Source organism: Streptomyces sp. NP160 (assembly GCF_006335115.1).
In the GTDB taxonomy this organism is placed as follows: domain Bacteria; phylum Actinomycetota; class Actinomycetes; order Actinomycetales; family Quadrisphaeraceae; genus Quadrisphaera.
Genome location: NZ_VDMJ01000010.1, coordinates 49,916 through 69,513, shown reverse-complemented (window position 1 = coordinate 69,513; position 19,598 = coordinate 49,916). Strand labels below are relative to the sequence as shown.

Below are 19,598 nucleotides of genomic sequence, written 5' to 3'. Positions count from 1 at the left end.
CCTCAGGTGCCAGCGTCATGCGCTCATCACCCCACCAGGGTAGGTGCCACCGTGGAGAAGGTGCTCGCGTGGAACACCAGGGGCCCGGGCTCCAGCACGCGGTGTGCGTGCACGCGCAGCAGGACCACCACGTGGTCGCCCCCGGGGAGCTCGGACTCGACCGAGCACTCCAGCCACGCCGCGGCCCCGTCGACGAAGAGAGCCCCGCCCTCGCCGTCCACCAGCGCCAGGCCGGCGAAGCGGTCGGCGGTCCGCGAGGCGAGCTGCCGCGCCGTCCTGTCGTGGGCCTCACCGAGCACCGAGACCCCCAGCCGCCCTCCGTCGGCGCGGTCCCGGAGCTTCGGCCAGGTCGACGACGCCCTGTCGACGCAGACCAGCACCAGCGGCGGGTCGAGCGAGACCGAGGTGAAGGAGCTCATCGCCATGCCGACGGGGGCGCCGTCCACGCGGGCGCACGCCGAGACCACCCCGCTGGGGAAGCGGCCGAACGCGTCGCGCAGCGCGCGGTGGGCCGTGGCCGCGTCGGGCGCGTCCTCGACGGAGGTCAGGCCGGCGGCGGAGGCGGTGCTCACGCCGTGGCCCACGTGCGCGCTGCGGCGCCGGGGTGGTCGGCGGGCAGGTGCCGGCGGCCGGCGCCGAACATCCGCTCGCGCAGGGTGTCCTCGGTGTACTCGGTGCGGAACCGGCCGGCGGCGCGCAGGCGCGGCACCACGTGCTCGGCGACGTCGACCACCGATCCCGGCTGCACGAACGGCTCGAGGAGGAACCCGTCCACGCCGGTGGAGTCCACGAGGTCGAGAACGTGCTCGACGACGTCGTCGGGGGAGCCGACGGCCACCATCCCTCGGGAGCCGCGCGTGCGGTGCGCTTCGATCACGTCTCCCACCGTAGGACCGGGCCCCTCGGCGCGCGCGTGCCGCTCCACCTGGCTCTGGCCCATCTCGGTGCGGATGCCGGAGAACGGCGCGTCCGGGTCGTAGGCGCCGAGGTCGACGCCCGTGAAGAGCGCGTAGCTGGCGATGGCGCTCTCGCGGGTGTTGAGCGCGAGGTACTCGGCGTACCGGCGCTCGGCCTCCTCGCGGGTGGGGGCGACGACGACGGACAGCCCGACCATCGTCTTCACCGAGCCCGGCGCGCGCCCCGCCTCGACCGCGAGGCGGTCCAGCGTCGCGACGTGCTCGGCGAGCCGGGCCTTGGTGGAGCCCTGGAGGAACACGCACTCCGCGTGCCGCGCGCCCACGCCGAGCCCCGCCTTCGACGTCCCCGCCTGGAACAGCACGGGCGTGCGCTGCGGGGAGGCGGCGGTGTTGCTGTACCCGTCCACCGAGAAGTACGGGCCGGTCCGGGTGACCCGGTGGACCTTGGCGGGGTCCGCGTACGTGCGGCTGGCCTTGTCGGCCAGCACCGCGTCGTCCTCCCAGGAGCCCTCGAGGACGGCGTAGGTGGTGAGCAGGTGGTCCTCCGCCACGGCGTAGCGCTCGTCGTGGGGGACCATCGGCCGGCCGAAGTTGGCCGAGGCGCTCTCGGCGAAGCTCGACGTGACCACGTTCCACCCGACCCGGCCGCGGGTGAGGTGGTCGAGGGTGGAGAAGCGGCGGGCGTTGGCGAACGGCGGCTCGAACATCGTCGAGGCCGTCACCACGAAGCCCAGCCGCTGCGCCGCGTGCGCCATCGCCGGGACGAGCAGCATCGGGTCGAGGCGGGGGAGCTCCATGGCCTCGCGGGCGTTGACGTCCGGCCGGACGCCGCCGATCTCGCCGTGGCCGTAGCTGTCCGCCAGGAAGCAGAAGTCGAAGGTGGCGTCCTGCAGGCGCTGGGCGGTCTCCACCCAGTACGACAGGTCGGCGTAGTGGTGGGTCTGGTTCTCGGGGTGCGTCCACGTCGTCATGCCGCCGACGTTGAGGACGGGTGTCTCGAAGAGGCCGAGCTTGACCTGCTTCGTCGAGTCGCTGCTGGTGCTGGGCATGGCTGTGCTCCTGAGGTCCTGAGCGGGTGGGCGAGCTGCTGCGCTGGTGCGCGGGGCAGCCGGGCTCAGGGGCGCAGGTCGCCGCGGGAGGTGTCCTCGGCGTAGAGCGGCATCTTCCGCGTCGTCAGCAGGCAGGCGGGGTGCACCTGCGCGTGACGGGGGGCCATGGTGCGGACGCTAGGTGCGGGTCGCAGGGGCGTCAACGGGGTGCGCGGACATCCGCGGGCGCTTCGTGGTGGGCCAGCCACTCCCGCAGGATGCGCTCCAGCGCGGCGGCGTCGCCCGCGGCGAGCTGCCCGACCAGCCGGTGCTCGTTGGCCACGTGGTCGCTGAACGCAGCGTCGATGACGCGGCGCCCGGCGTCGGTCAGCGCCACCACGCGTCCGCGGCCGTCGGTCTCGCTGGTCCGCCGGGTGACGAGCCCCGCGCCCTCCAGCCGGTCGAGCCGCTTGGTGGTGCCGCCGGTGGTGACCATGGTGGCGGCGGCGAGCTCGCCGGCGGTGAGGTCGGCGCCTGAGCGGCGCAGCGTGGCGAGGACGTCGAAGTCGCCCTCGGACAGCCCGTGCTGGGCGTAGACGGCCTCCAGCTCCCGGGTCAGGGCGGCGGCCAGCCGGTGGAGCCGCCCGACCACGCCGAGGGGGGAGACGTCCAGGTCCGGCCGCTCGGCGCGCCACTGCTCCTGCAGCCGCGCCACGTGGTCGCCTCCGCTCACCCCTCGACATTACCTTCCCGGTGAGACACTATGTCTTCCATGGAAGGGAACTGGCGCTGGGTCGCCGTGACGGCCGTCGCCCCGGTGTCCTGGGGCGCCACCTACTGGGTGACGGGCCAGGCCCTCCCGCCCGACGCGCTGTGGGGCGGTGTGCTGCGGGCCCTGCCCGCCGGGCTGGTCCTGCTGGCCCTGCCGCTGCACGGCTCGCCGGGCGCTGGGGGCGGGCGCCGCCTGCACGGCACCTGGTGGTGGCGCGCCGCTGCGCTCGGCACGCTGGTGAACGGCGCCTTCTTCTCCCTCGTCTACGCCAGCGCCCAGCTGCTGCCCTCCTCGGTGGCCGCCACCGCCACGGGCGCCAGCCCGCTGGTCGTCCTGGCGCTCGCCTGGCCCCTGCTCTCCCGGCGCCCCCGCGCGGCCGCCGTCGGCTCGGCGCTGCTCGGGATGCTCGGCGTCGTCCTGCTGGTGGGGACGGCGGCCTCCGGCCTGGACCCGCTCGGGGTGGCGGCGGCGCTGGGCGGGGTGCTGGCCTTCGCCACGGGCACCGTGCTCTCGCAGCGCTGGACCCGCCGCGCCGCCGCCGGAGCCCCGCCCGCCGCGCCGCGGCCGCTCACGATGACCGCGTGGCAGCTCGTGCTCAGCGGGCTGCTGCTGGCACCCGCGGCGGCCGCGTTCGAGGGCGCCCCGCCCGCGCTCGACGGTGAGGGCGTGCTCGCCCTGGCCTACGTCTCCCTCGTGGCCACCGCCCTGGCCTTCACCGCGTGGTTCGCCGGCCTCGCCCGCCTGGACGCCAGCGCCGTCGCCGTCGTCGGCCTGCTCAACCCCGTCGCGGGGGTGGTGCTCGGGACGGGCCTGGCGGGGGAGCGCCTCACCGGCCCCCAGTGGGCCGGACTGCTGCTCGTCCTCGCCGGGGTGGTGCTGGGGCAGGTGCGCCGGCCGGCGCTGCGTAGGGTCGTCCTCCGTGAGCACGCGACCTGACCTGCGGATCTTCACCGAGCCCCAGCAGGGGGCCACGTACTCCCAGCTGCTGGCGGTGGCACGGCGGACCGAGGAGACCGGCTTCAGCGCCTTCTTCCGCTCCGACCACTACCTCGCCATGTCGGACGACCCCGCGCAGGCCCTGCCCGGCTCCACCGACGCGTGGACGACGCTCGCGGGCCTGGCCCGCGAGACCAGCACGGTGCGGCTCGGGACGCTCGTCTCCTCCGCCACCTTCCGCCACCCCGGCGTGCTGGCCGTGCAGGTGGCGCAGGTCGACGAGATGTCCGGTGGCCGCGTGGAGCTGGGTCTCGGCGCCGGCTGGTTCGAGGCCGAGCACGCCGCCTACGCCATCCCGTTCCCGCCGCTGGGGGAGCGGTTCGACAGGCTCGCCGAGCAGCTCGAGCTCATCACGGGCATGTGGGCGGCGCCCGCGGGCACCACGTACGACTTCTCCGGCCGGCACTACACCGTGAAGGACAGCCCCGCGCTGCCCAAGCCGGTGCAGCAGCCGCTGCCGGTGGTGGTCGGCGGGGCCGGCAAGAAGCGCACCCCGGAGCTGGCCGCCCGGTACGCCGCCGACTTCAACGCCGGCTTCTGCACCCCCGAGGACGCCGGCCAGCGCTTCGCCCGCGTCCGCGCCGCCTGCGAGGCGATCGGGCGGGACCCGGGCAGCATCCAGATGTCGGTCGCGCACCTGCTCGTGCTGGGGAGGGACGACGACGAGGTCGCGCGCCGCGCGCAGGCGGTCGGCCGCGACCCCGAGCACATCCGGGAGCAGGGGTTCTGCGGCACGCCCGGCGAGGTCACCGACCTGCTCGGGCGCTACGCCGAGGCCGGCGCCACCCGCTTCTACCTGCAGGTGCTCGACCTGGCCGACCTCGACCACCTCGACGAGTTCGCCTCCCTGGTGACCCCGCAGCTCTGACACCCCCGACAGTGCTCGGGACTCCCACGACCACGGTGATCGTGGAAGTCCCGAGCAGGTGGGGCGGGTCAGGCGTGGCGGCTCGCGGTGGGCGCGGCCGGCCGGGCGGTCGGCTTCCTGCCGAGCAGCGGCTCGACGAGGTCGGCGCCCTTCTCGGAGGCGAAGGCCAGCAGGGCCCCCACCACGAGCGAGACGACCGCGGCCAGCACCGCGGCGTTCGTGGCGCCGACGCCGAAGAAGCACGCCGCCCCGACGAAGGCGCCGGGGATGAACGCCAGCGGCTTCCACGCCGCCTGCACGCACATGCCGAACGCGCCGACGGCCACGGCGATCCCCAGCACCAGCGCGTTGCCGCTCATGGCGGCGGTGGCGGCCTGGACGATCAGCCACCCCCACACCACGCCGGACAGCGTGGAGGCCACGGTCTTGCCGAGGCCCCCGGTGCCGCCGCCGGCGGCGTAGAACACGGCCCAGGCGGCGAAGCCCGCCCAGACCACGAGGACCGGGGCGGTGGCGGCTCCCGGCAGGGAGAAGCCCACCCAGGTGAGGGCGCCGGCCAGGACGCCGATCGAGATGCCGAGCGCGAGAAGACGCTTCATGACTGCTCTCCTTCGAACAGTGCGTGGACGGGTCAGGCGGGGCGGCGGGTGAGCAGCTGCACCGGGACCGGCGCGGTGCCCTCGTCGCGGGGGGCCTGGTCGAGCTCGGCCCCCGGGTAGCGCGTGGCCAGCAGGCCGCGGCAGAAGTGCGCGTTCCCGTCGATGCTGATGCGCGTCGAGCGGGCCTTGCGCAGCCACATCCCCACCACCGACGGCGGCACCGGCGTGCCGTGGTCGTCGACGGCGACGGGTGCGTCCCCAGCGGTGCTGAGCCCCAGCGCCGAGCGGCGGCGCAGCAGGGCCTCCGTCGCCTCGCCGGGCAGCAGGTCCGCCACCCGCACGGCGTGCACGTCGTGCTCGCCGAGGTCCGGGCGGGCCCGCAGCAGCGCGGTCAGCGCCCGCTCCGCCGCGGCGGTGTGCGCCTTGCGCCGGAAGGTCAGGCGCAGCTCGTCGAGGTCGGACTCGGCCTCGTGCCCGAACGTGCCCTTGTACCCGGCGTCGGCCGCCAGCCCGCGGTTGATGAGGTCGGAGTCGTGGTGGTCGTCGAGCTCCACCAGCACCCGCCCCGCCCCGTGCCGACGCACGACCGCCTCCAGGACGTCCTTGGCGTCCGAGCACATGAGGTAGGCGAAGTTCGGGGAGCAGAACGACGTCGGCAGGCGCAGGTGCACCCGCAGCGAGTGGCCGCCCTCGTCGTCATCCTCCTCCAGCGACCTCACGAACCCCAGCGACGTGATCGCCTCGTCGAGCTCGGGGTCCATGACCACCCCGAGCGCGTCCCAGGCCTCCTGCTCGAGCCCGGTCCGCTGCTCGGGGCGGGTCTGCAGGGCCGTCACGCCATCCCCGTGAGCAGCTCGGAGTCCGCCGCGCGCGCGTTGTCGGCCTTGACAGCGGGTTCGCGGATGTCAGTCGGCTCGGGCGCCACCTGCAGGTGCTCCGGCACCGGGATGTCGTAGAGCGCCGCGGCGTTGAGCCCGAGGATGCGCTTCTTGGAGTCCACCGTCAGCGGCGCGTACTCCGTCATGTCCTCGGGGATCTGGAAGTCGACGAACTTCTCCACCAGCCACTTGGGCGTCCAGATGGCGTAGTCGGAGGAGAAGAAGATCCGGCTGTCGCCGACCCAGTACATGAGCTCGCCGATGATCTGCGCGAAGTAGCGCGGGCGGGAGTGGATGAACGGCATCGCCACCGCCAGGCCGGCGTAGACGTTGGGCTCCTGCGTGGCGATCCAGCAGAAGTCCTCCAGGCGCGGCAGGCCGCAGTGCTCCACCACGAAGTTGAGGTCGGTGAAGTCGGAGGCCACGGCGTCGATGTCGGCGACGTCGAAGGCGTCGCGGTCCAGCGGGCGGATGGTGGGGCCCTTGTGCACGTGGATGTTCTTGATGCCGAGCTCCTGGCAGGCCTCCAGGTAGCGGTAGCTCCACGGGTCGGTGAGCTTGTAGCCGCGCGACTCGCCCTGCCACTCCGCGGTGTAGAGCTTCACGCCCTTGAGGTGCATCCGCTCGGCGTCGCGGCGCAGCTGCTCCAGGCCGCGCTCGCCGAAGCGCGGGTCGAAGGCGTGGTTGTAGGTGAGCTTGTCCGGGTGGGCCTGGGCGAGGGCGAAGGCCTCCTCGGTCTGCCCGAAGCCGTTCTTGTAGAACTCGCCGAGGATCGCCGGCTGGAAGATCGCGTGGTCGACGTACCCGTCCTCGAAGAGGTCCTTCATGAGCCGGTCCGAGTAGTACAGGTACTGGTCGTAGTCCCAGTGCTCGCTCTCGGGCGAGAGGTTGCGGTGGTAGTCGTAGAAGCAGTCGATGAACTGCTTGCCGTGGACGTTGCGGAGGTTCTCCGGCCGGGCGTCCCACAGCGCGATGTGCGCGTCGAGGATGAAGTAGTCGGTGCCGTCCTTGCTGTACACGGTGCCTCCTCGTCGAGGTGGTGCTTCGTCGCTCCTCCACGAAGGTCGCACTCCCGCAGCCCGTCTCACAGGGGACGGACGTCTCACTGTGAGACACGGCCCGCCCGCGGCGCTTACCCTCATCTGCACCCGGGGGCAGCGCAGCCCCTGCACCGCGGAGGTGGGGGATGGCACCGGACCCGGTGCGCGGCACGTCGGTGGAGTCCTCGCTGCGGCTGAGGGCCTCCTGGGAGCGCAGCCGGCACCTGGAGGTCCCTCCCGACGAGGTGCCACCGGTCTACTCCGGCGCCGTGGACGTGGACCCGCTCTTCGTCGAGTCCGGCCGCACCGTGCTCACCGACCTGCGCTCCACCCTGGCGGGCGAGGCCGTGGGCGTGATGCTCACCGACGCGACCGGCCTGGTGCTGCAGCGCTTCCTCGACGACGCCGCCATGCACCGCTCCCTGGACCGGGTCCACCTGGCGCCGGGGTTCTCCTACGCCGAGGCCCACGCCGGCACCAACGGGCTCGGCCTGGCCCTCGCCGACCGCGCCCCCAGCCTGGTCCGAGGCGCCGAGCACTACGTGGAGAGCCTGCGCGAGTACACGTGCGCCGCCGCGCCCGTCCTCGACCCTCGCACCGGCGACGTCGCCGGCACCGTCAACCTCACCACCTGGTCCCGCTCGTCCTCCGGGCTGCTGCTCGCGCTGGCCACCACCGCGGCCCGCAGCACCACCGCGCTGATGCTCGCCCGCACCGGGGGGCCCGCGGCCCTGGGACCGAGCAGGACGACGACGGAGCCCCCGGCGGCACCCCGCGGGCAGGTCTACCGGGTGGTCCCCGCGCGCGCCGCCGGCCCGGCCGACCCGTGCGCGTCCCCGGCCTGGCGCTCCGCCGTCGAGCAGGTCGAGCGGGCCCTGCTCGCCGGGCGCACCGCGGCGCTCGCGGGGGAGGCCGGAGCGGGCAAGACCGCCCTGGTGGCCTCCGCCCGGCGCCGCGCCGAGCTGCGCGGCACCCTGCTGGCGGCGCGCACCCCCGGACCCGACGAGGTCAGCGCCTGGCTGTCCGCGTGGACGCCCGTGCTGCGCGAGGAGGGCGCCTGCATCGTCGTCTCCGGGACCTCCGCGCTGCCCGCGTGGGCCGCTGACCAGCTGGCCGGCCTGCTCGCCGCCGCGCGGCGCAGCGACGGCTCGCCGCAGCCGTTCGTGCTCACCGAGCACGAGGCGTCGGCCCTGCCCGAGGCGCTGGCCGCGCTGGTCGACGTCGTCGTCGAGGTGCCGCCGCTGCGCGACCGGCCCGAGGACGTGGTCCCGCTGGCCGAGCACTTCGCCCGGGCCCACCGCCACCGCGACGTGGCCATCACGCCCGCCGCCGCCCAGGTGCTGCGCACCGCTCCGTGGCCGGGGGGCGCGACGCAGCTGCGGCAGGTGGTGCAGGCGGCGTGCGCCCGCACCGACGTCGTCGAGGTCCGCCACCTCCCGGCGGACCTCGCCTCCCACAGCCGGCGCAACCTCACCCGGCTCGAGGCGCTCGAGCGCGACGAGATCGTCAAGGCGCTCGCGGTGCCGGGGACGACGGTGGCGCAGGCCGCGTCGCGCCTCGGGATCTCCCGCGCCACCGTCTACCGCCGCATCAGCGCCTACGGCATCGAGGTGCCGCGGCCCTGACGACAGGGGACCACCAGGGCCGCGGCGGTCGGCGAGCGGTCAGGGGACGAGGATCCCGCGACCGCGGATGCTCCCCGCCTCGAGGTCGTGGATGGCGTCGAGCGCCGCCTCGAGCGGGTACTGCCTGGTGTGCAGGGTCACGCGGCCCTGCGCGGTGAGCGCCATGAGCTCCACGAGGTCCTGGTAGGTGCCGACGAGGTTGCCCACCACGCTGATCTCGCGGATGACGGCCTCGATGGTGGGGACGCGGACCTCGCCTCCGTAGCCGATGACGTAGTGCTGGCCGCGGTTGCGCAGCAGCTTCGGCGCCAGCAGCTCGGCGCCGTGCTCGCCGACGAAGTCGAACAGCACGTGCGCGCCGCCGTCGGTGGCGTCGAGCACGGCCTTCTCGACCTCGGCGTCGCTGGTGGCGAGCACGGTGTGGTGGGCGCCGATGCTCCTCGCCAGCTCCAGGGCGGCCTCGTTGCGGTCCACCACGGTGATCTGGGCGCTCGTGATGGCCGCGAGGGTCTGGATGCCGATGTGCCCCAGCCCGCCGGCGCCGACGACGACGGCGTGGGTGCCCGGGAAGAGCACGCCCGCGGCCTTGCGCACCGCGTGGTAGGCGGTGACGCCGGCGTCGGCCAGCGCCGCCACGGCCGCGGGCTGCAGCCCGGAGTCGAGCTTCACCACCGAGCGGGCGCCGGTGAGCATCTGCTCGGCCATGCCCCCGTCGACGTCCAGCCCGGGGAAGGTCGCGTTCTCGCAGTGGGCGTCCTGGCCGTTGCGGCACGCCAGGCACAGCCCGCACGTCACGAGCGGGTGCATGATCACCAGGTCGCCGGGGGCGACGTTGCTCACCGCCGACCCGACCGCCCGCACCGTGCCGGCGTTCTCGTGGCCGAGCACGTAGGGTAGCGGCGGGTGCTGGATGGCCTCCCACTGCCCCTCCAGGATGTGCAGGTCCGTGCGGCACAGGCCGGCGGCGCCGACGTCGACGACGACGTCCCACGGGCCCTTGACCTCGGGCTCGGGCACCTCGTCCAGCGACGGCGGCTGGTTGTACTCGTGCACGCGCAGGGCCTTCACGGCGCTCCTCCTCGTCGAGGCCCCGCCGGCCCGGTCGCCGGAGGGGGTCGGGCACCAGCCAACCCAGCCGCGGCGGGCAGCGCCAGCGCGCGTCTCAACCTGATACGGCGGCCGTCAGCCCCGGCGCAGGCTCCGGGGCTCCAGCGCCACCCCCGCGCGGCGGTCTACCGCGGCGGAGACCGCGGGGCTAGCGTCCGAGCATGGCGATCACCGGCGCGGACGTGCAGCCGGTCGACGGCCTGACGGCCTCGGACGCGGAGCTGCGTCGCACGCCCCTCGCGCCTCGGCGCAGGACCGGGTACGACGTCGTGCGCTGGGTCCTCGCCGCGGGCTGCGCGGTGCTGCTCGTGGTCGCGGTGGTCTTCGGGGCCCGGCCGGCCCACTGGAGCGAGGTCGAGGACGCCGTCTCCTCCGGTGCGGTGACGAGCGTGCGCGTGGCCACGGCTGCGGACGACGGCTCCCTGGTCCAGCAGCAGCGGGTGACCTGGCGGGACGGGCTGCTCCAGCGGCGCGTGGACCTCTACGTGGTGCCGCCCACCGCGAACGTCCTCTGGTCGTCGACCCCGCCGGCGACGGTGGAGCGCGACGCCGGCGAGGAGCTCCAGGCGATCGCCCCCGGTCTGCGCGTGGAGCGCGTCCAGGACTCCTTCGACGGTTCGGCGTCCTTCTGGGGCCGGCTCATGCCCTTCCCCGCGGTGGTCGCCGTGGCGCTGCTGCTCGGCTGGGCGTGCTGGCTGGGGCTGCTCCTGCACGGGCCCGCGCCGTGGCGGGCGACCCGCTGGGCGTGGTTCTGGCTGAGCTGGGTCCCGGGCGGTCTGCTCGCGCACCTGCTGCTGGCCGGCCCGACCCGGTGGCTGCCGGCGCCGCGCCGGCCCCGCGCCCGGCTGGGCCCCTGGCGCGCGCTGCTGCTGTCGCTCCTGCTCGGGCCGCTGGTCGGGGCGCTGCTCGGCCAGCTGTGACCGACCTCGGTCAGGTGCGGGAGGCGCTCGGTGCCACGGCCGTCGTCGTCGCCTCGTCGGGCTCGCGGGTCGGGTCCAGCAGCGAGGCACGGGCCTCCACGAGCGGCAGCACCTCGGCCACCGTGACCTGCCGGCCCAGCTCCGCGGACAGCGTGGTCACGCTGGCGTCGGCGATCCCGCACGGGACGATCGCCTCGTAGGCGCCCAGGTCGTTGTCGCAGTTCAGCGCGAAGCCGTGCATGGTCACCGACTGCGCCACGCGGATGCCGATGGCGGCCACCTTGCGCCCCTCCACCCACACGCCGCTGCGGCCCCGCACCCGCTCCGCCACCACCCCGAGGTCGGCGCAGACGGCGATGAGCAGCTCCTCCACGCGGCGCACGTGCTTGACCACGTCGATGCGTCCCGCCAGCGAGAGCACCGGGTACCCGACCAGCTGCCCCGGCCCGTGCCAGGTGATGCGGCCGCCCCTGTCGACGTCGACGACGGGCACGCCGCTGCCGGTGCCGTCGTCCAGCGGCCTGTCGGCGGGCTCGGTCAGCTTGCCCGCGGTGAACACGGGCGGGTGCTCCAGCAGCAGCAGGGTGTCGCCGCGCCGTCCGGCCACCACGTCGGCGTGGACGGCTCGCTGCAGGTCCCAGGCCTCGAGGTACTCCACGAGGCCGCCGTCGCCGACGCCACCCACGCGCTCTGCGGAAGGGCCCTGGTGCACCGACCTAGGGTAGGCCGGTGCGTGTGGGCCTCGTCGGGTACGGCGACTCAGGTCGCTCCTTCCACGTCCCGCTGCTGCGGGCCGCCGGCGCGGAGGTGGCGGTCGTGGCCACCCGCGACGCGGTGCGCAGCGCGGCGGTCCGCTCGGACCTCCCGGGGGCGCGCGTGGTGCCCGACCTCGACGCCCTGCTCGAGGCGGCGCCCGGCGCCGGCGTGGACGTGGTCGTCCTCGCCTCCCCGTCGGGCGTCCACGCGGAGCAGGCGCTGGCGTGCGTGGCCGCGGGCCTCGCCGTCGTCGTCGACAAGCCCCTCGCGGTGGACGCCGCACAGGCGCAGCGGGTGGTGGAGGCCGCCGAGGCCGCCGGGACGGTGCTGACCACCTTCCAGAACCGGCGCCACTCCGACGAGCACCGCACGCTGCGGCGGCTGCTCGAGCGCGGCGAGGTGGGACGGCCGTTCCGCTTCGAGCGCCGCTGGGAGCGGTGGCGCCCCGTGCCCAAGCAGCGCTGGCGGGAGAACGCGCCCGCGTCCGAGGGCGGTGGGCTGCTGCTCGACCTCGGCAGCCACGTGGTCGACGCCGCGGTCGACCTCTTCGGCCCCGTCAGCGCCGTCTACGCCGAGCTCACCGCGCGCACGACGCCGTCCGAGGACGACGCCGTGCTCGCGCTCACCCACGCCGGCGGGGTGCGCTCGCACCTGGCGGTGGGCTCGCTGGTCGGGGCGCCGGGGCCGCGCACCCGCCTGCTCGGCACGGCGGGCGCGTACGTGGTCACCGACTTCGAGGGCGAGCCGGCGGCGTTCACCGGCTTCACCGACGCGCCGCGCTGCACGGGCTGGGTGGTGGCGGGCGCCGAGCGCCGGCCGGTGCCGACCGCGCCGGGCGAGCCCGCCGACTTCTACCGCGCCGTGGCCCGGGCCGTCGCCGAGGGCGACCCCGCGGCGGTGCCCGTGCCTCCGCGGGAGTCGCTGCACGTGGCCCGGGTGCTCGACGCCGCCCGCGCCAGCGCCGCCGAGCTGCGCGTGGTCACGCTGCCGGACGCAGGCCCAGCGCGCTGAGCACGGCGCCGGCAGCCCGCCGTCCGGAGGTCAGCGCGCCCTGCTGGCTGGCGGTGTCGCGGTGGTCGCCGGCCACGTAGACGCCGTCGCCGAGGTCCGGGTCCTGCCGGGCGCGCAGGGGCGGCAGCAGCGCCGGCAGCGCGTGGGGCACCGAGCTGGTGGTGACGAGCTCCCAGTCGGCGGTGCCCTGCCCCCACACGTGCTCGAGCTGGCGCAGCACCACGGGCTCGGCCACCTCGTCCGCGCCCAGCACGGTGCTCGCCACGAGGTGGCGGCCGGTCGGTGCGTACCCGGGCGCCACCGCCGTCATCACGGCGCTGTTCACCACCGGCCCGCGCCGGTCGCCGTCGAGGTGCAGGAGCCGGGCCCGCGACCGGGCCGCGGGCTGCTCGGGCGCCTCGTGCCAGAACGTGGTGAGGCCGCGGGGAGCGGGCACGTCGAGCCCGGGCAGCAGCCGGGCCGCCGTCCAGGCGTCGGTGGCGACGACGACGGCGCGGGCGGCCACCTCGCCGTCGTCCGTCCGCAGGCGCACCCCACCGGCGCTCCGGCGCACCGCGCGCACGGAGGTGCGCGGACGCAGCTCGGTGCCCGGCAGGGCGGCCAGGCGCCGGGCCATCAGGCCCGGGAGGCGCTGCACGCCGTCCGGGGGCACGCCCGGCGTGCCCAGCACGAACGAGCGGACCACGAGGCGCGCGAAGGACGCCGACGTGCGCCCCTCGTCGTCGCCCAGCACCCCGGCCAGGAAGGGGTCCACCACACCCGTCCTCAGCCTCCCGCGCACCCCCGCCCTGTCGAGCGCGCTGGCCAGCGGCTCGTCGGCGCCGTCCCTGACCGCGCGCGGGTCGGCGGTCGCGGCGCCCAGCGCCCAGGCGACGAAGGCGGCCTTCTCGACCGGAGAGCCGAGCGGGGCCAGCACGGACGACAGCGCCGCCGTCGGGAGTCGCCGCGGGTCGGCGAGCACGTGGCGGCGCCCCCCGATGGCCACCGCGGCGCCCGCGCCGAAGGGCTGCAGGGCCAGGTCCGCCATCCCGTCCTCGCCGAGCACGCGGCGCAGCGCCGGGTAGGCGGGGTTGACCAGCTGGAAGCCGCGGTCCACGCGGAACCCGCCGGCGTCGTCGGTGCGCACCCGGCCTCCGGGGCCGTCACCGGCCTCCAGCACGAGCACGTCGGCACCGGTGCCGGCCACCCGCAGCGCGCACGCGAGACCCGCCAGGCCCGCACCGACCACCACCACGTCCCGCTCGTGATCCACGGCCCCAGTTGTCCACAGGCTCGCCGTCGGCGCCAGCGGGAGGTGGCGTGCGGCGGGCAGGGTGGGCCGGTGATCACCTCGCGCGCCCGCAGATCCCCGGCGGGGTCCTCGGTGCCCTCGGCACCGCAGGTCCCCGGTCTGCTGGTGGGCGTGCTGCTCGCACCCCCGGTGCCCGGGCGCCCCGCGGCCTGGTGGGCGCTGGACGAGGACGGGCGGGACGTGCTGGTGCAGCGGGTGCGTCCCGCGGGCGGCACGGGGCCCCTGGCGAGCCTCGACGAGGCGACGCTGCGGCGGCGCCTGGTGCACCCCCACCTCCTGCCGCTGCAGCGGGTGGTGCGCTGCCGCGAGGGTGCCGTGCAGGTGCTCGGCCCGGTGGCCGGCGGGTCCTTGGCCGACCTGCTGGCCGAGCGGCTGCACCTGCTGCCGGGGGAGGTGGCGGTGCTGGTCGCGGGGGTGGGCAGCGCGCTGGCCGTCCTCCACGAGGCGGGTCTGGTGCACGGGGAGGTCTGCGCCGAGGGCGTGCTGCTCGACCACGCCGGCCTGCCGCTCCTGCTCGGCTGGGGCGGCGCTCGATCCGCCGTTCCCGAGGGCCTGCGCCGCCGCGAGCTGCGCCGGCGCGCCGGGGATGCCCGGCCCCGGCAGCCCGCCCACCGGCCGGGCGACGACGTGCGCGACCTCGCCCGCCTCGGCCTGCAGGCGCTCGGTCAGCTTCCCAGTGACCAGGCCGCGGACGACGCGGAGCGGCGGGAGCTCGCGGAGCTGCTGCGGGCGGCGCTGGTCGCAGAGCCGTCAGGCGCGGGTGCCGGCGACCTCGCCCGTGCCTGCTGGGAGGTCGCCCGTCCGGTGCCGATCGGCTCACCCGGGTCCGTGGCCGCACCGTCCGGCGCGGCGGGGACGGCCATCACCCAGCGGATCCGGCGCACGGCCGTGCGCACCGCTCCCGCGCCGGGCGGCACCGCGGCAGCGGACGCACCCCGGGGACTGCGCGGCCGGCTGACGGGGGCGCTGGCCCGCCACCCGCTGCGCTGGGCGGGCGGCCTGGTCGCCCTGGCCCTGGTGACCGGGGGAGCGGCAGCGCTGGGAGCGGTGCCCCGCCCGGAGCCGGGCCTGACCTCGGCCGACCCCGCCGACGCCGTCCACGCCCTCGCCGACCTGCGGTGGAGGGCGGTGCTCGAGCACGACCAGGCCCTGCTGGACCGCGTCGACGTCGCTGGTTCCGAGCCCGCGCGCGCCGACGCCCGGTTGATCGCGGGCCTGGCCGGCAGCACTCTCGAGGGCGCCACGGCACGGGTGCTGTCCGCGGCGGTGGAGGCGCGCGACGGGGACCGGGCGTGGGTGCGGGTGGTGACGGAGGTGAGCGCCCACCGGGTGCTCACCGGCGACCGGGCGGTGGACGTGCCCGAGAGCGGGCCCGTCACCTCGCGGCTGCTGCTCCTCCGGGAGGACGGGCAGTGGAAGGTCGCGGGGACGGCGTGACCCGCCGGGGTGCGGTGGTCAGTGGGCGAGCGTCCAGCGCACCGCGGACTCCAGGTCCGGGTGGCTGAAGCGGAACCCGCTGTCCAGCAGCACCTGCGGCGCGAGGCGCCGGCTGGCGAGCACCTCCTCGGCGAACCCCCCGAGCGCCACGCGCAGCGCGGCGGCGGGCACCGGCAGCACCGCGGGACGGTGGAGCGCCGCGGCGAAGGCCTTGATGATCTCGCCGCTCGGCCGGGGGTCGGGGGCCACGAGGTTCACGGGCCCCGACACGTCGACGTGCAGGAGGTGGTCGATGGCGCGCAGCTCGTCCTCGAGGGAGATCCACGACCACCAGTCGCGCCCGGATCCCAGCGGACCGCCCAGCCCGAGCCTGACCAGCGGCAGCACCTGGCCGAAGGCCCCACCGCTGGAGGCCATGACCAGGCCGGTGCGCAGCGAGACGGTCCGGATGCCGGCGGCGCGCGCCGGAGCGGCGGCCGCCTCCCACGCGACGCAGCAGCGGGCCAGGAACTCCTCCCCGGCGCTGGAGGTCTCGTCGAGCGCCTCGGCCCCCCGGTCGCCGTAGTAGCCGATGGCGCTGCCCTGCAGCAGCACGCGCGGTGGCTCGTCGAGGGTGGCCAGCGCCCGCGCGAGGGTGGCGGTGGACGACGTGCGCGACTCCACGACGGTCCGCCGGTAGGACTCCGTCCACCGGCGGTCGCCCACCCCGGCACCCGCGAGGTTCACGGCGGCGTCGACCCGGCCCAGCAGGGCCGGGTCGAGCCGGCCGGACGCCGGGTCCCACTGCACCTCGTGGGGTGCGGTGGGAGCCCGGCGCACGAGCGTGACGACGTCGTGGCCCGCCGAGCGCCACCAGCGGACCAGCGGCCCGCCGATCATGCCGGACGCGCCGGCCGCGACGATCCTCACGCTGCTCCCAGTCCCGTCAGAGGCCGAGCTCGGCCTCGAACGCGCCGTCCTCGAGGCGCGCCTTGAGCGCCACGAGGAAGCGCGCGGCGTCCGCGCCGTCCACCAGGCGGTGGTCGTACGAGAGCGCCAGGTACATCATCGACCGGACGGCGATGACGTCGTCCCCGTCGGGGCCGGTCACCACGGCGGGCCGCTTGACGACCGCGCCGGTGCCGAGGATGGCCACCTGCGGCTGGTTGATGATCGGGGTGTCGAACAGGGCGCCGCGGCTGCCGGTGTTCGTGATGGTGAAGGTGCCGCCGCCGAGCTCGTCCGGCGTGACCTTGTTGTCGCGGGTGCGCTTGGCGAGGTCACCGATCTTGCGGGCGATGCCGGCGAGGTTGAGGTCGCCGGCGTCCTTGACCACGGGCACGAGCAGGCCGCGCTCGGTGTCCACCGCGATGCCGATGTTCTCCTGCGGGTGGTAGACGATCGACTCGCCCTCGATGCTGGCGTTGACCTGCGGGTACTGCTTCAGCGCCTCGACCGCGGCCAGGGTGATGAAGGGCAGGTAGCTCAGCGAGGCGCCCTCGCGGGCCTTGAAGGCGTCCTTGGCGCGCTCGCGCAGCTTGGCGATGCGCGTGACGTCGACCTCGACGACGGTGGTCAGCTGCGCGGAGACCTGCAGCGACTCGACCATGCGCTGCGCGATGACCTTGCGCAGGCGGCTCATCTTCTCCGTGGTGCCGCGCTTGGCGGAGATGCTCGGGGCCGCGGGGGCCTTCGGCGCCGACGAGGAGGACGACGAGGACGACGGCGCAGCCGGCGCCGGGGCGGCCTTCGCCTTCGCGGCCTCGGCGGCCTTGAGCACGTCCTCCTTGCGGATGCGCCCGCCGACTCCGGTGCCCGTCACGGTGGACAGGTCCACGCCCTCGTTGGCCGCGAGCTTGCGCACCAGCGGGGTGACGTAGGCCGACACGTCGGCCGGCGCCTTCGGCGCGGTCCTGCCCGGGTCGACGGGGGGCGTCACGCCCCCACCGGTCTGGGGGGCGGGGCTGTTGTAGTCCTCGCTGGCCTGCTCGGCGCCGCTCGCGGTGGCGGGCGCCTCCGGCGCCACCTGGCGGTCCGGGACGTCCTGCTGGGAGGGCTTCGACGACGACTGCTGCGACGAGCTGGACGGGCTGGACGAGCTGGACGAGCCGGACTCGGTGTCCATCGCCTGCTGCTCGGCCTTCTCGCGCTCCTCGACCTCGTCGGCCAGCGAGCCGGCCGCCCTGTCGGCGCCCTCCTCGCCGCCGGAGCCCGCACTGTCCGAGCTGTCCGAGCCGCCCGAGCCGCTGCCCACGCGGGCCAGCTCGGCGCCGACCTCGGCGGTCTCGTCCTCCTGGACGAGGATCTCGGTGAGCGTGCCCGCGAAGGGCGACGGGATCTCGGTGTCGACCTTGTCGGTGGAGACCTCGAGCAGCGGCTCGTCGACCTCGACGGTGTCACCGACGCTCTTGAGCCAGCGGGTGACGGTGCCCTCGGTGACGGACTCGCCGAGCGCGGGCATCGTCACCGCCTGGGAGCCGCCACCGCCGGAGGCACCGCCGGAGCTCTTCGGCGCCTCGGCCTGCGGCGCCGGGGCCTCCTCGGGCTCGGGCTCCGGCTCGGGCTGCGGCTCGGGCTCGGAGGCGCCGCCGGAGGACGAGCCCGAGGAGGTGCCCTCGGACGCGTCGCCGATGACGGCCAGCGCTGCGCCGACCTCCGCCGTGTCGTCCTCCTGGACGAGGATCTCGGTCAGGGTGCCCGCGAAGGGCGACGGGATCTCGGTGTCGACCTTGTCGGTCGAGACCTCGAGCAGCGGCTCGTCGACCTCGACGGTGTCACCGACGCTCTTGAGCCAGCGGGTGACGGTGCCTTCGGTGACGCTCTCGCCGAGCGCCGGCATCTCCACGGACGGCATGTGTGTTGTCTCCTCGAAGTTGGTGTCGAGCTCGTGCTGGCTGGGGGAGCCGGCTCAGGCGTGCGAGTGGAGCGGCTTGCCGGCCAGCGCCAGGTGCGCCTCGCCGAGCGACTCGTTCTGGGTGGGGTGCGCGTGCACGAGCTGCGCGACCTCCTCCGGGAAGGCCTCCCAGTTGACGATCAGCTGGGCCTCGCCCACCTGCTCGCCCATGCGGGCGCCGACCGCCACGAACCCGACGACGGGGCCGTCCTTGCGGCGGATGAGCTTGACGAAGCCCTGGGTGCCGAGGATCTGGCTCTTGCCGTTGCCGGCGAGGTTGTACTCGAGGGACTCGACCTGGTCGTCGCCGTAGGCCTCCTCGGCCTGCTTCTGCGAGAGCCCCACCGAGGCGATCTCGGGGTCGCAGTAGGTCACGCGCGGGATGCCGGAGTCGACCACGGGGACGGGGTTGAGGCCGGCGATCTCCTCGGCCACGAACATCCCGTGGGCGAAGCCGCGGTGGGCCAGCTGCAGGCCGGGGACGATGTCGCCGACGGCGTAGAGGCCCTCGACGCCGGTGCGCAGGCGCTCGTCGGTGATGACGAAGCCGCGCTCGACCTTGACGCCCTGCTCCTCGTACCCCAGCCCGGCCGTGACCGGGCCGCGACCGACGGCCACGAGCAGGTAGTCGGCCTTGAGCTGCTCGCCGGACTCCAGCGAGACGGTGACGCCGGAGTCGTCCTGGGTGACGCCGGAGAAGCGCACGCCGGTCTTGAAGCCGATCTTGCGCTTGCGGAAGGCGCGCTCGAGGGCCTTGGAGGCGGCCTCGTCCTCGACCGGCACCAGCCGGGGCAGGGCCTCGACGATGGTGACGTCGGCGCCGAAGGACTTCCAGGCGCTGGCGAACTCCACGCCGATCACGCCGCCGCCGAGGATGATCACGCTGTCCGGCACGTGGTCGAGCTGGAGCGCGTGCTCGCTGGTGATGACGCGCCCGCCCAGCTCCAGGCCGGGCAGCGACCGCGAGTAGGAGCCGGTGGCCAGGACCACGTTCTTGCCGGTGTAGCGCTGCCCGTTCACCTCGACGGTGTCGCGGGCGACGAGCTTGCCCTCGCCCTCGACGAGCGTCAGCTTGTGCGCCTTGGCCAGGCCCTGGAGGCCCTTGTACAGGCGGCCGATGGTGCCGTCCTTGTACTTGTTGACGGCCGGCATGTCGATGCCCTCGAAGGTGGCGCGGACGCCGAACTGCTCGCTCTCGCGGGTGGCGTCGGCCACCTCCGCGGCGTGGAGCAGGGCCTTGGTCGGGATGCACCCGCGGTGCAGGCAGGTCCCGCCGAGCTTGTCCTTCTCCACCAGAGCGACGCTCAGCCCCAGCTCCGCTGCGCGGAAGGCCGCGGCGTACCCGCCGCTGCCACCACCCAGGACGACGACGTCGTAGACAGTCTCGGCCACCAGAGGCTCCTCCACTCGCGTGTCGGCGGCACGGCGGCATCCCTGCCGCGCCGCGCTCGCCTGACATGCTCCCAGACGCCGTTACCGTG

At 75.4% G+C, this 19,598-nt stretch carries 18 protein-coding genes; 6 read left to right on the top strand and 12 right to left on the bottom strand.

Going from position 1 to position 19,598, the window contains the following annotated elements; translation table 11 throughout:
* Nucleotides 1-26: 26 nt before the first annotated feature.
* The 3 genes from FHN55_RS07775 to FHN55_RS07765 all read right to left on the bottom strand — a co-directional run bounded on the left by FHN55_RS07775 (nt 27) and on the right by FHN55_RS07765 (nt 2,678).
* Nucleotides 27-572, bottom strand: a complete 546-nt coding sequence (locus FHN55_RS07775) for a flavin reductase family protein (protein WP_257570785.1) — start codon at nt 570-572, stop codon at nt 27-29.
* Nucleotides 569-1,966: an NtaA/DmoA family FMN-dependent monooxygenase gene (locus tag FHN55_RS07770; protein ID WP_139711743.1), complete on the bottom strand. Its 1,398-nt coding sequence runs from the start codon at nt 1,964-1,966 to the stop codon at nt 569-571. The genes FHN55_RS07775 and FHN55_RS07770 overlap by 4 nt, the downstream gene beginning before the upstream one ends.
* Before the next feature lie 199 nt (nt 1,967-2,165).
* On the bottom strand, nt 2,166-2,678 hold the full coding sequence (locus tag FHN55_RS07765) for a MarR family winged helix-turn-helix transcriptional regulator (RefSeq protein WP_139711742.1): 513 nt from the start codon (nt 2,676-2,678) through the stop codon (nt 2,166-2,168).
* A gap of 39 nt (nt 2,679-2,717) precedes the next feature.
* Between FHN55_RS07765 and FHN55_RS07760 the strand changes: the two genes are divergently transcribed.
* Together FHN55_RS07760 and FHN55_RS07755 are read left to right on the top strand one after the other, a co-directional pair.
* Entirely contained in the window at nt 2,718-3,653 is a 936-nt protein-coding gene (locus FHN55_RS07760) for a DMT family transporter (protein ID WP_139711741.1), read from the top strand.
* Nucleotides 3,637-4,581, top strand: coding sequence for an LLM class F420-dependent oxidoreductase (locus FHN55_RS07755; RefSeq protein ID WP_139711740.1), 945 nt, complete (start codon nt 3,637-3,639; stop codon nt 4,579-4,581). Before FHN55_RS07760 ends, FHN55_RS07755 begins: the two co-directional genes overlap by 17 nt.
* A 68-nt stretch (nt 4,582-4,649) precedes the next feature.
* On the opposite strand, the gene FHN55_RS07750 is transcribed toward FHN55_RS07755, so the two are convergent.
* From FHN55_RS07750 to FHN55_RS07740, 3 genes are read right to left on the bottom strand one after another with little or no spacing between them, the layout of a single operon-like run.
* Nucleotides 4,650-5,180, bottom strand: coding sequence for a DUF1097 domain-containing protein (locus FHN55_RS07750; RefSeq protein WP_139711739.1), 531 nt, complete (start codon nt 5,178-5,180; stop codon nt 4,650-4,652).
* A 32-nt stretch (nt 5,181-5,212) separates the two neighbouring features.
* Nucleotides 5,213-6,016: an iron-sulfur cluster assembly protein gene (locus FHN55_RS07745; protein ID WP_257570783.1), complete on the bottom strand. Its 804-nt coding sequence runs from the start codon at nt 6,014-6,016 to the stop codon at nt 5,213-5,215.
* Nucleotides 6,013-7,077 (bottom strand): amidohydrolase family protein, encoded by a 1,065-nt coding sequence (locus FHN55_RS07740; RefSeq protein WP_139711738.1) that lies wholly within the window; start codon nt 7,075-7,077, stop codon nt 6,013-6,015. Before FHN55_RS07740 ends, FHN55_RS07745 begins: the two co-directional genes overlap by 4 nt.
* A 167-nt stretch (nt 7,078-7,244) precedes the next feature.
* On the opposite strand from FHN55_RS07740, the gene FHN55_RS24100 reads away from it, so the two are divergent.
* Nucleotides 7,245-8,723, top strand: coding sequence for a helix-turn-helix domain-containing protein (locus FHN55_RS24100; protein WP_139711737.1), 1,479 nt, complete (start codon nt 7,245-7,247; stop codon nt 8,721-8,723).
* Nucleotides 8,724-8,762: 39 nt separating this feature from the next.
* On the opposite strand, the gene FHN55_RS07730 is transcribed toward FHN55_RS24100, so the two are convergent.
* Complete coding sequence (locus tag FHN55_RS07730) at nt 8,763-9,791, bottom strand: NAD(P)-dependent alcohol dehydrogenase (protein WP_139711736.1); 1,029 nt, start codon at nt 9,789-9,791, stop codon at nt 8,763-8,765.
* Between the two features lie 200 nt (nt 9,792-9,991).
* Here FHN55_RS07730 and FHN55_RS07725 point away from each other — a divergent pair, with 200 nt between their 5' ends.
* Nucleotides 9,992-10,750 carry a hypothetical protein gene (locus FHN55_RS07725; RefSeq protein ID WP_139711735.1) on the top strand — a complete coding sequence of 253 codons (759 nt, stop codon included), beginning with the start codon at nt 9,992-9,994 and terminating at the stop codon, nt 10,748-10,750.
* 10 nt (nt 10,751-10,760) lie between these two features.
* Here the strand turns inward: FHN55_RS07725 and lipB are convergent, their stop codons facing one another.
* On the bottom strand, nt 10,761-11,462 hold the full coding sequence (lipB, locus tag FHN55_RS07720; RefSeq protein ID WP_257570782.1) for a lipoyl(octanoyl) transferase LipB: 702 nt from the start codon (nt 11,460-11,462) through the stop codon (nt 10,761-10,763).
* Between the two features lie 17 nt (nt 11,463-11,479).
* On the opposite strand from lipB, the gene FHN55_RS07715 reads away from it, so the two are divergent.
* Nucleotides 11,480-12,517, top strand: coding sequence for a Gfo/Idh/MocA family protein (locus FHN55_RS07715; protein ID WP_139711734.1), 1,038 nt, complete (start codon nt 11,480-11,482; stop codon nt 12,515-12,517).
* On the opposite strand, the gene FHN55_RS07710 is transcribed toward FHN55_RS07715, so the two are convergent.
* Nucleotides 12,486-13,769, bottom strand: coding sequence for an NAD(P)/FAD-dependent oxidoreductase (locus FHN55_RS07710; protein WP_218974440.1), 1,284 nt, complete (start codon nt 13,767-13,769; stop codon nt 12,486-12,488). The genes FHN55_RS07715 and FHN55_RS07710 overlap by 32 nt on opposite strands.
* A 69-nt stretch (nt 13,770-13,838) precedes the next feature.
* On the opposite strand from FHN55_RS07710, the gene FHN55_RS07705 reads away from it, so the two are divergent.
* The gene (locus FHN55_RS07705) at nt 13,839-15,245 is read left to right on the top strand and encodes a protein kinase (protein ID WP_180357699.1); all 1,407 of its coding nucleotides are present in this window, start codon (nt 13,839-13,841) and stop codon (nt 15,243-15,245) included.
* An 18-nt stretch (nt 15,246-15,263) separates the two neighbouring features.
* Here FHN55_RS07705 and FHN55_RS07700 read toward each other — a convergent pair whose 3' ends face one another.
* Genes FHN55_RS07700 through lpdA form a run of 3 tightly spaced genes read right to left on the bottom strand, consistent with a single transcriptional unit; the run spans nt 15,264 to nt 19,509 of the window.
* Nucleotides 15,264-16,154, bottom strand: a complete 891-nt coding sequence (locus FHN55_RS07700; protein WP_139711732.1) for a TIGR01777 family oxidoreductase — start codon at nt 16,152-16,154, stop codon at nt 15,264-15,266.
* Between the two features lie 16 nt (nt 16,155-16,170).
* Nucleotides 16,171-18,078 (bottom strand): 2-oxoglutarate dehydrogenase, E2 component, dihydrolipoamide succinyltransferase, encoded by a 1,908-nt coding sequence (gene sucB / locus FHN55_RS07695; RefSeq protein ID WP_139711731.1) that lies wholly within the window; start codon nt 18,076-18,078, stop codon nt 16,171-16,173.
* A gap of 54 nt (nt 18,079-18,132) precedes the next feature.
* On the bottom strand, nt 18,133-19,509 hold the full coding sequence (gene lpdA / locus FHN55_RS07690) for a dihydrolipoyl dehydrogenase (RefSeq protein ID WP_139711730.1): 1,377 nt from the start codon (nt 19,507-19,509) through the stop codon (nt 18,133-18,135).
* Nucleotides 19,510-19,598: the final 89 nt, after the last annotated feature.

Bases quoted from the DNA above. Each gene is read 5' to 3' on its own strand.
- FHN55_RS07770 (WP_139711743.1), bottom strand. From the start codon at position 1,966: ATGCCCAGCACCAGCAGCGACTCGACGAAGCAGGTCAAGCTCGGCCTC.
- FHN55_RS07760 (WP_139711741.1), top strand. From the start codon at position 2,718: ATGGAAGGGAACTGGCGCTGGGTCGCCGTGACGGCCGTCGCCCCGGTG.
- FHN55_RS07750 (WP_139711739.1), bottom strand. From the start codon at position 5,180: ATGAAGCGTCTTCTCGCGCTCGGCATCTCGATCGGCGTCCTGGCCGGC.
- FHN55_RS24100 (WP_139711737.1), top strand. From the start codon at position 7,245: ATGGCACCGGACCCGGTGCGCGGCACGTCGGTGGAGTCCTCGCTGCGG.
- FHN55_RS07725 (WP_139711735.1), top strand. From the start codon at position 9,992: ATGGCGATCACCGGCGCGGACGTGCAGCCGGTCGACGGCCTGACGGCC.
- sucB (WP_139711731.1), bottom strand. From the start codon at position 18,078: ATGCCGTCCGTGGAGATGCCGGCGCTCGGCGAGAGCGTCACCGAAGGC.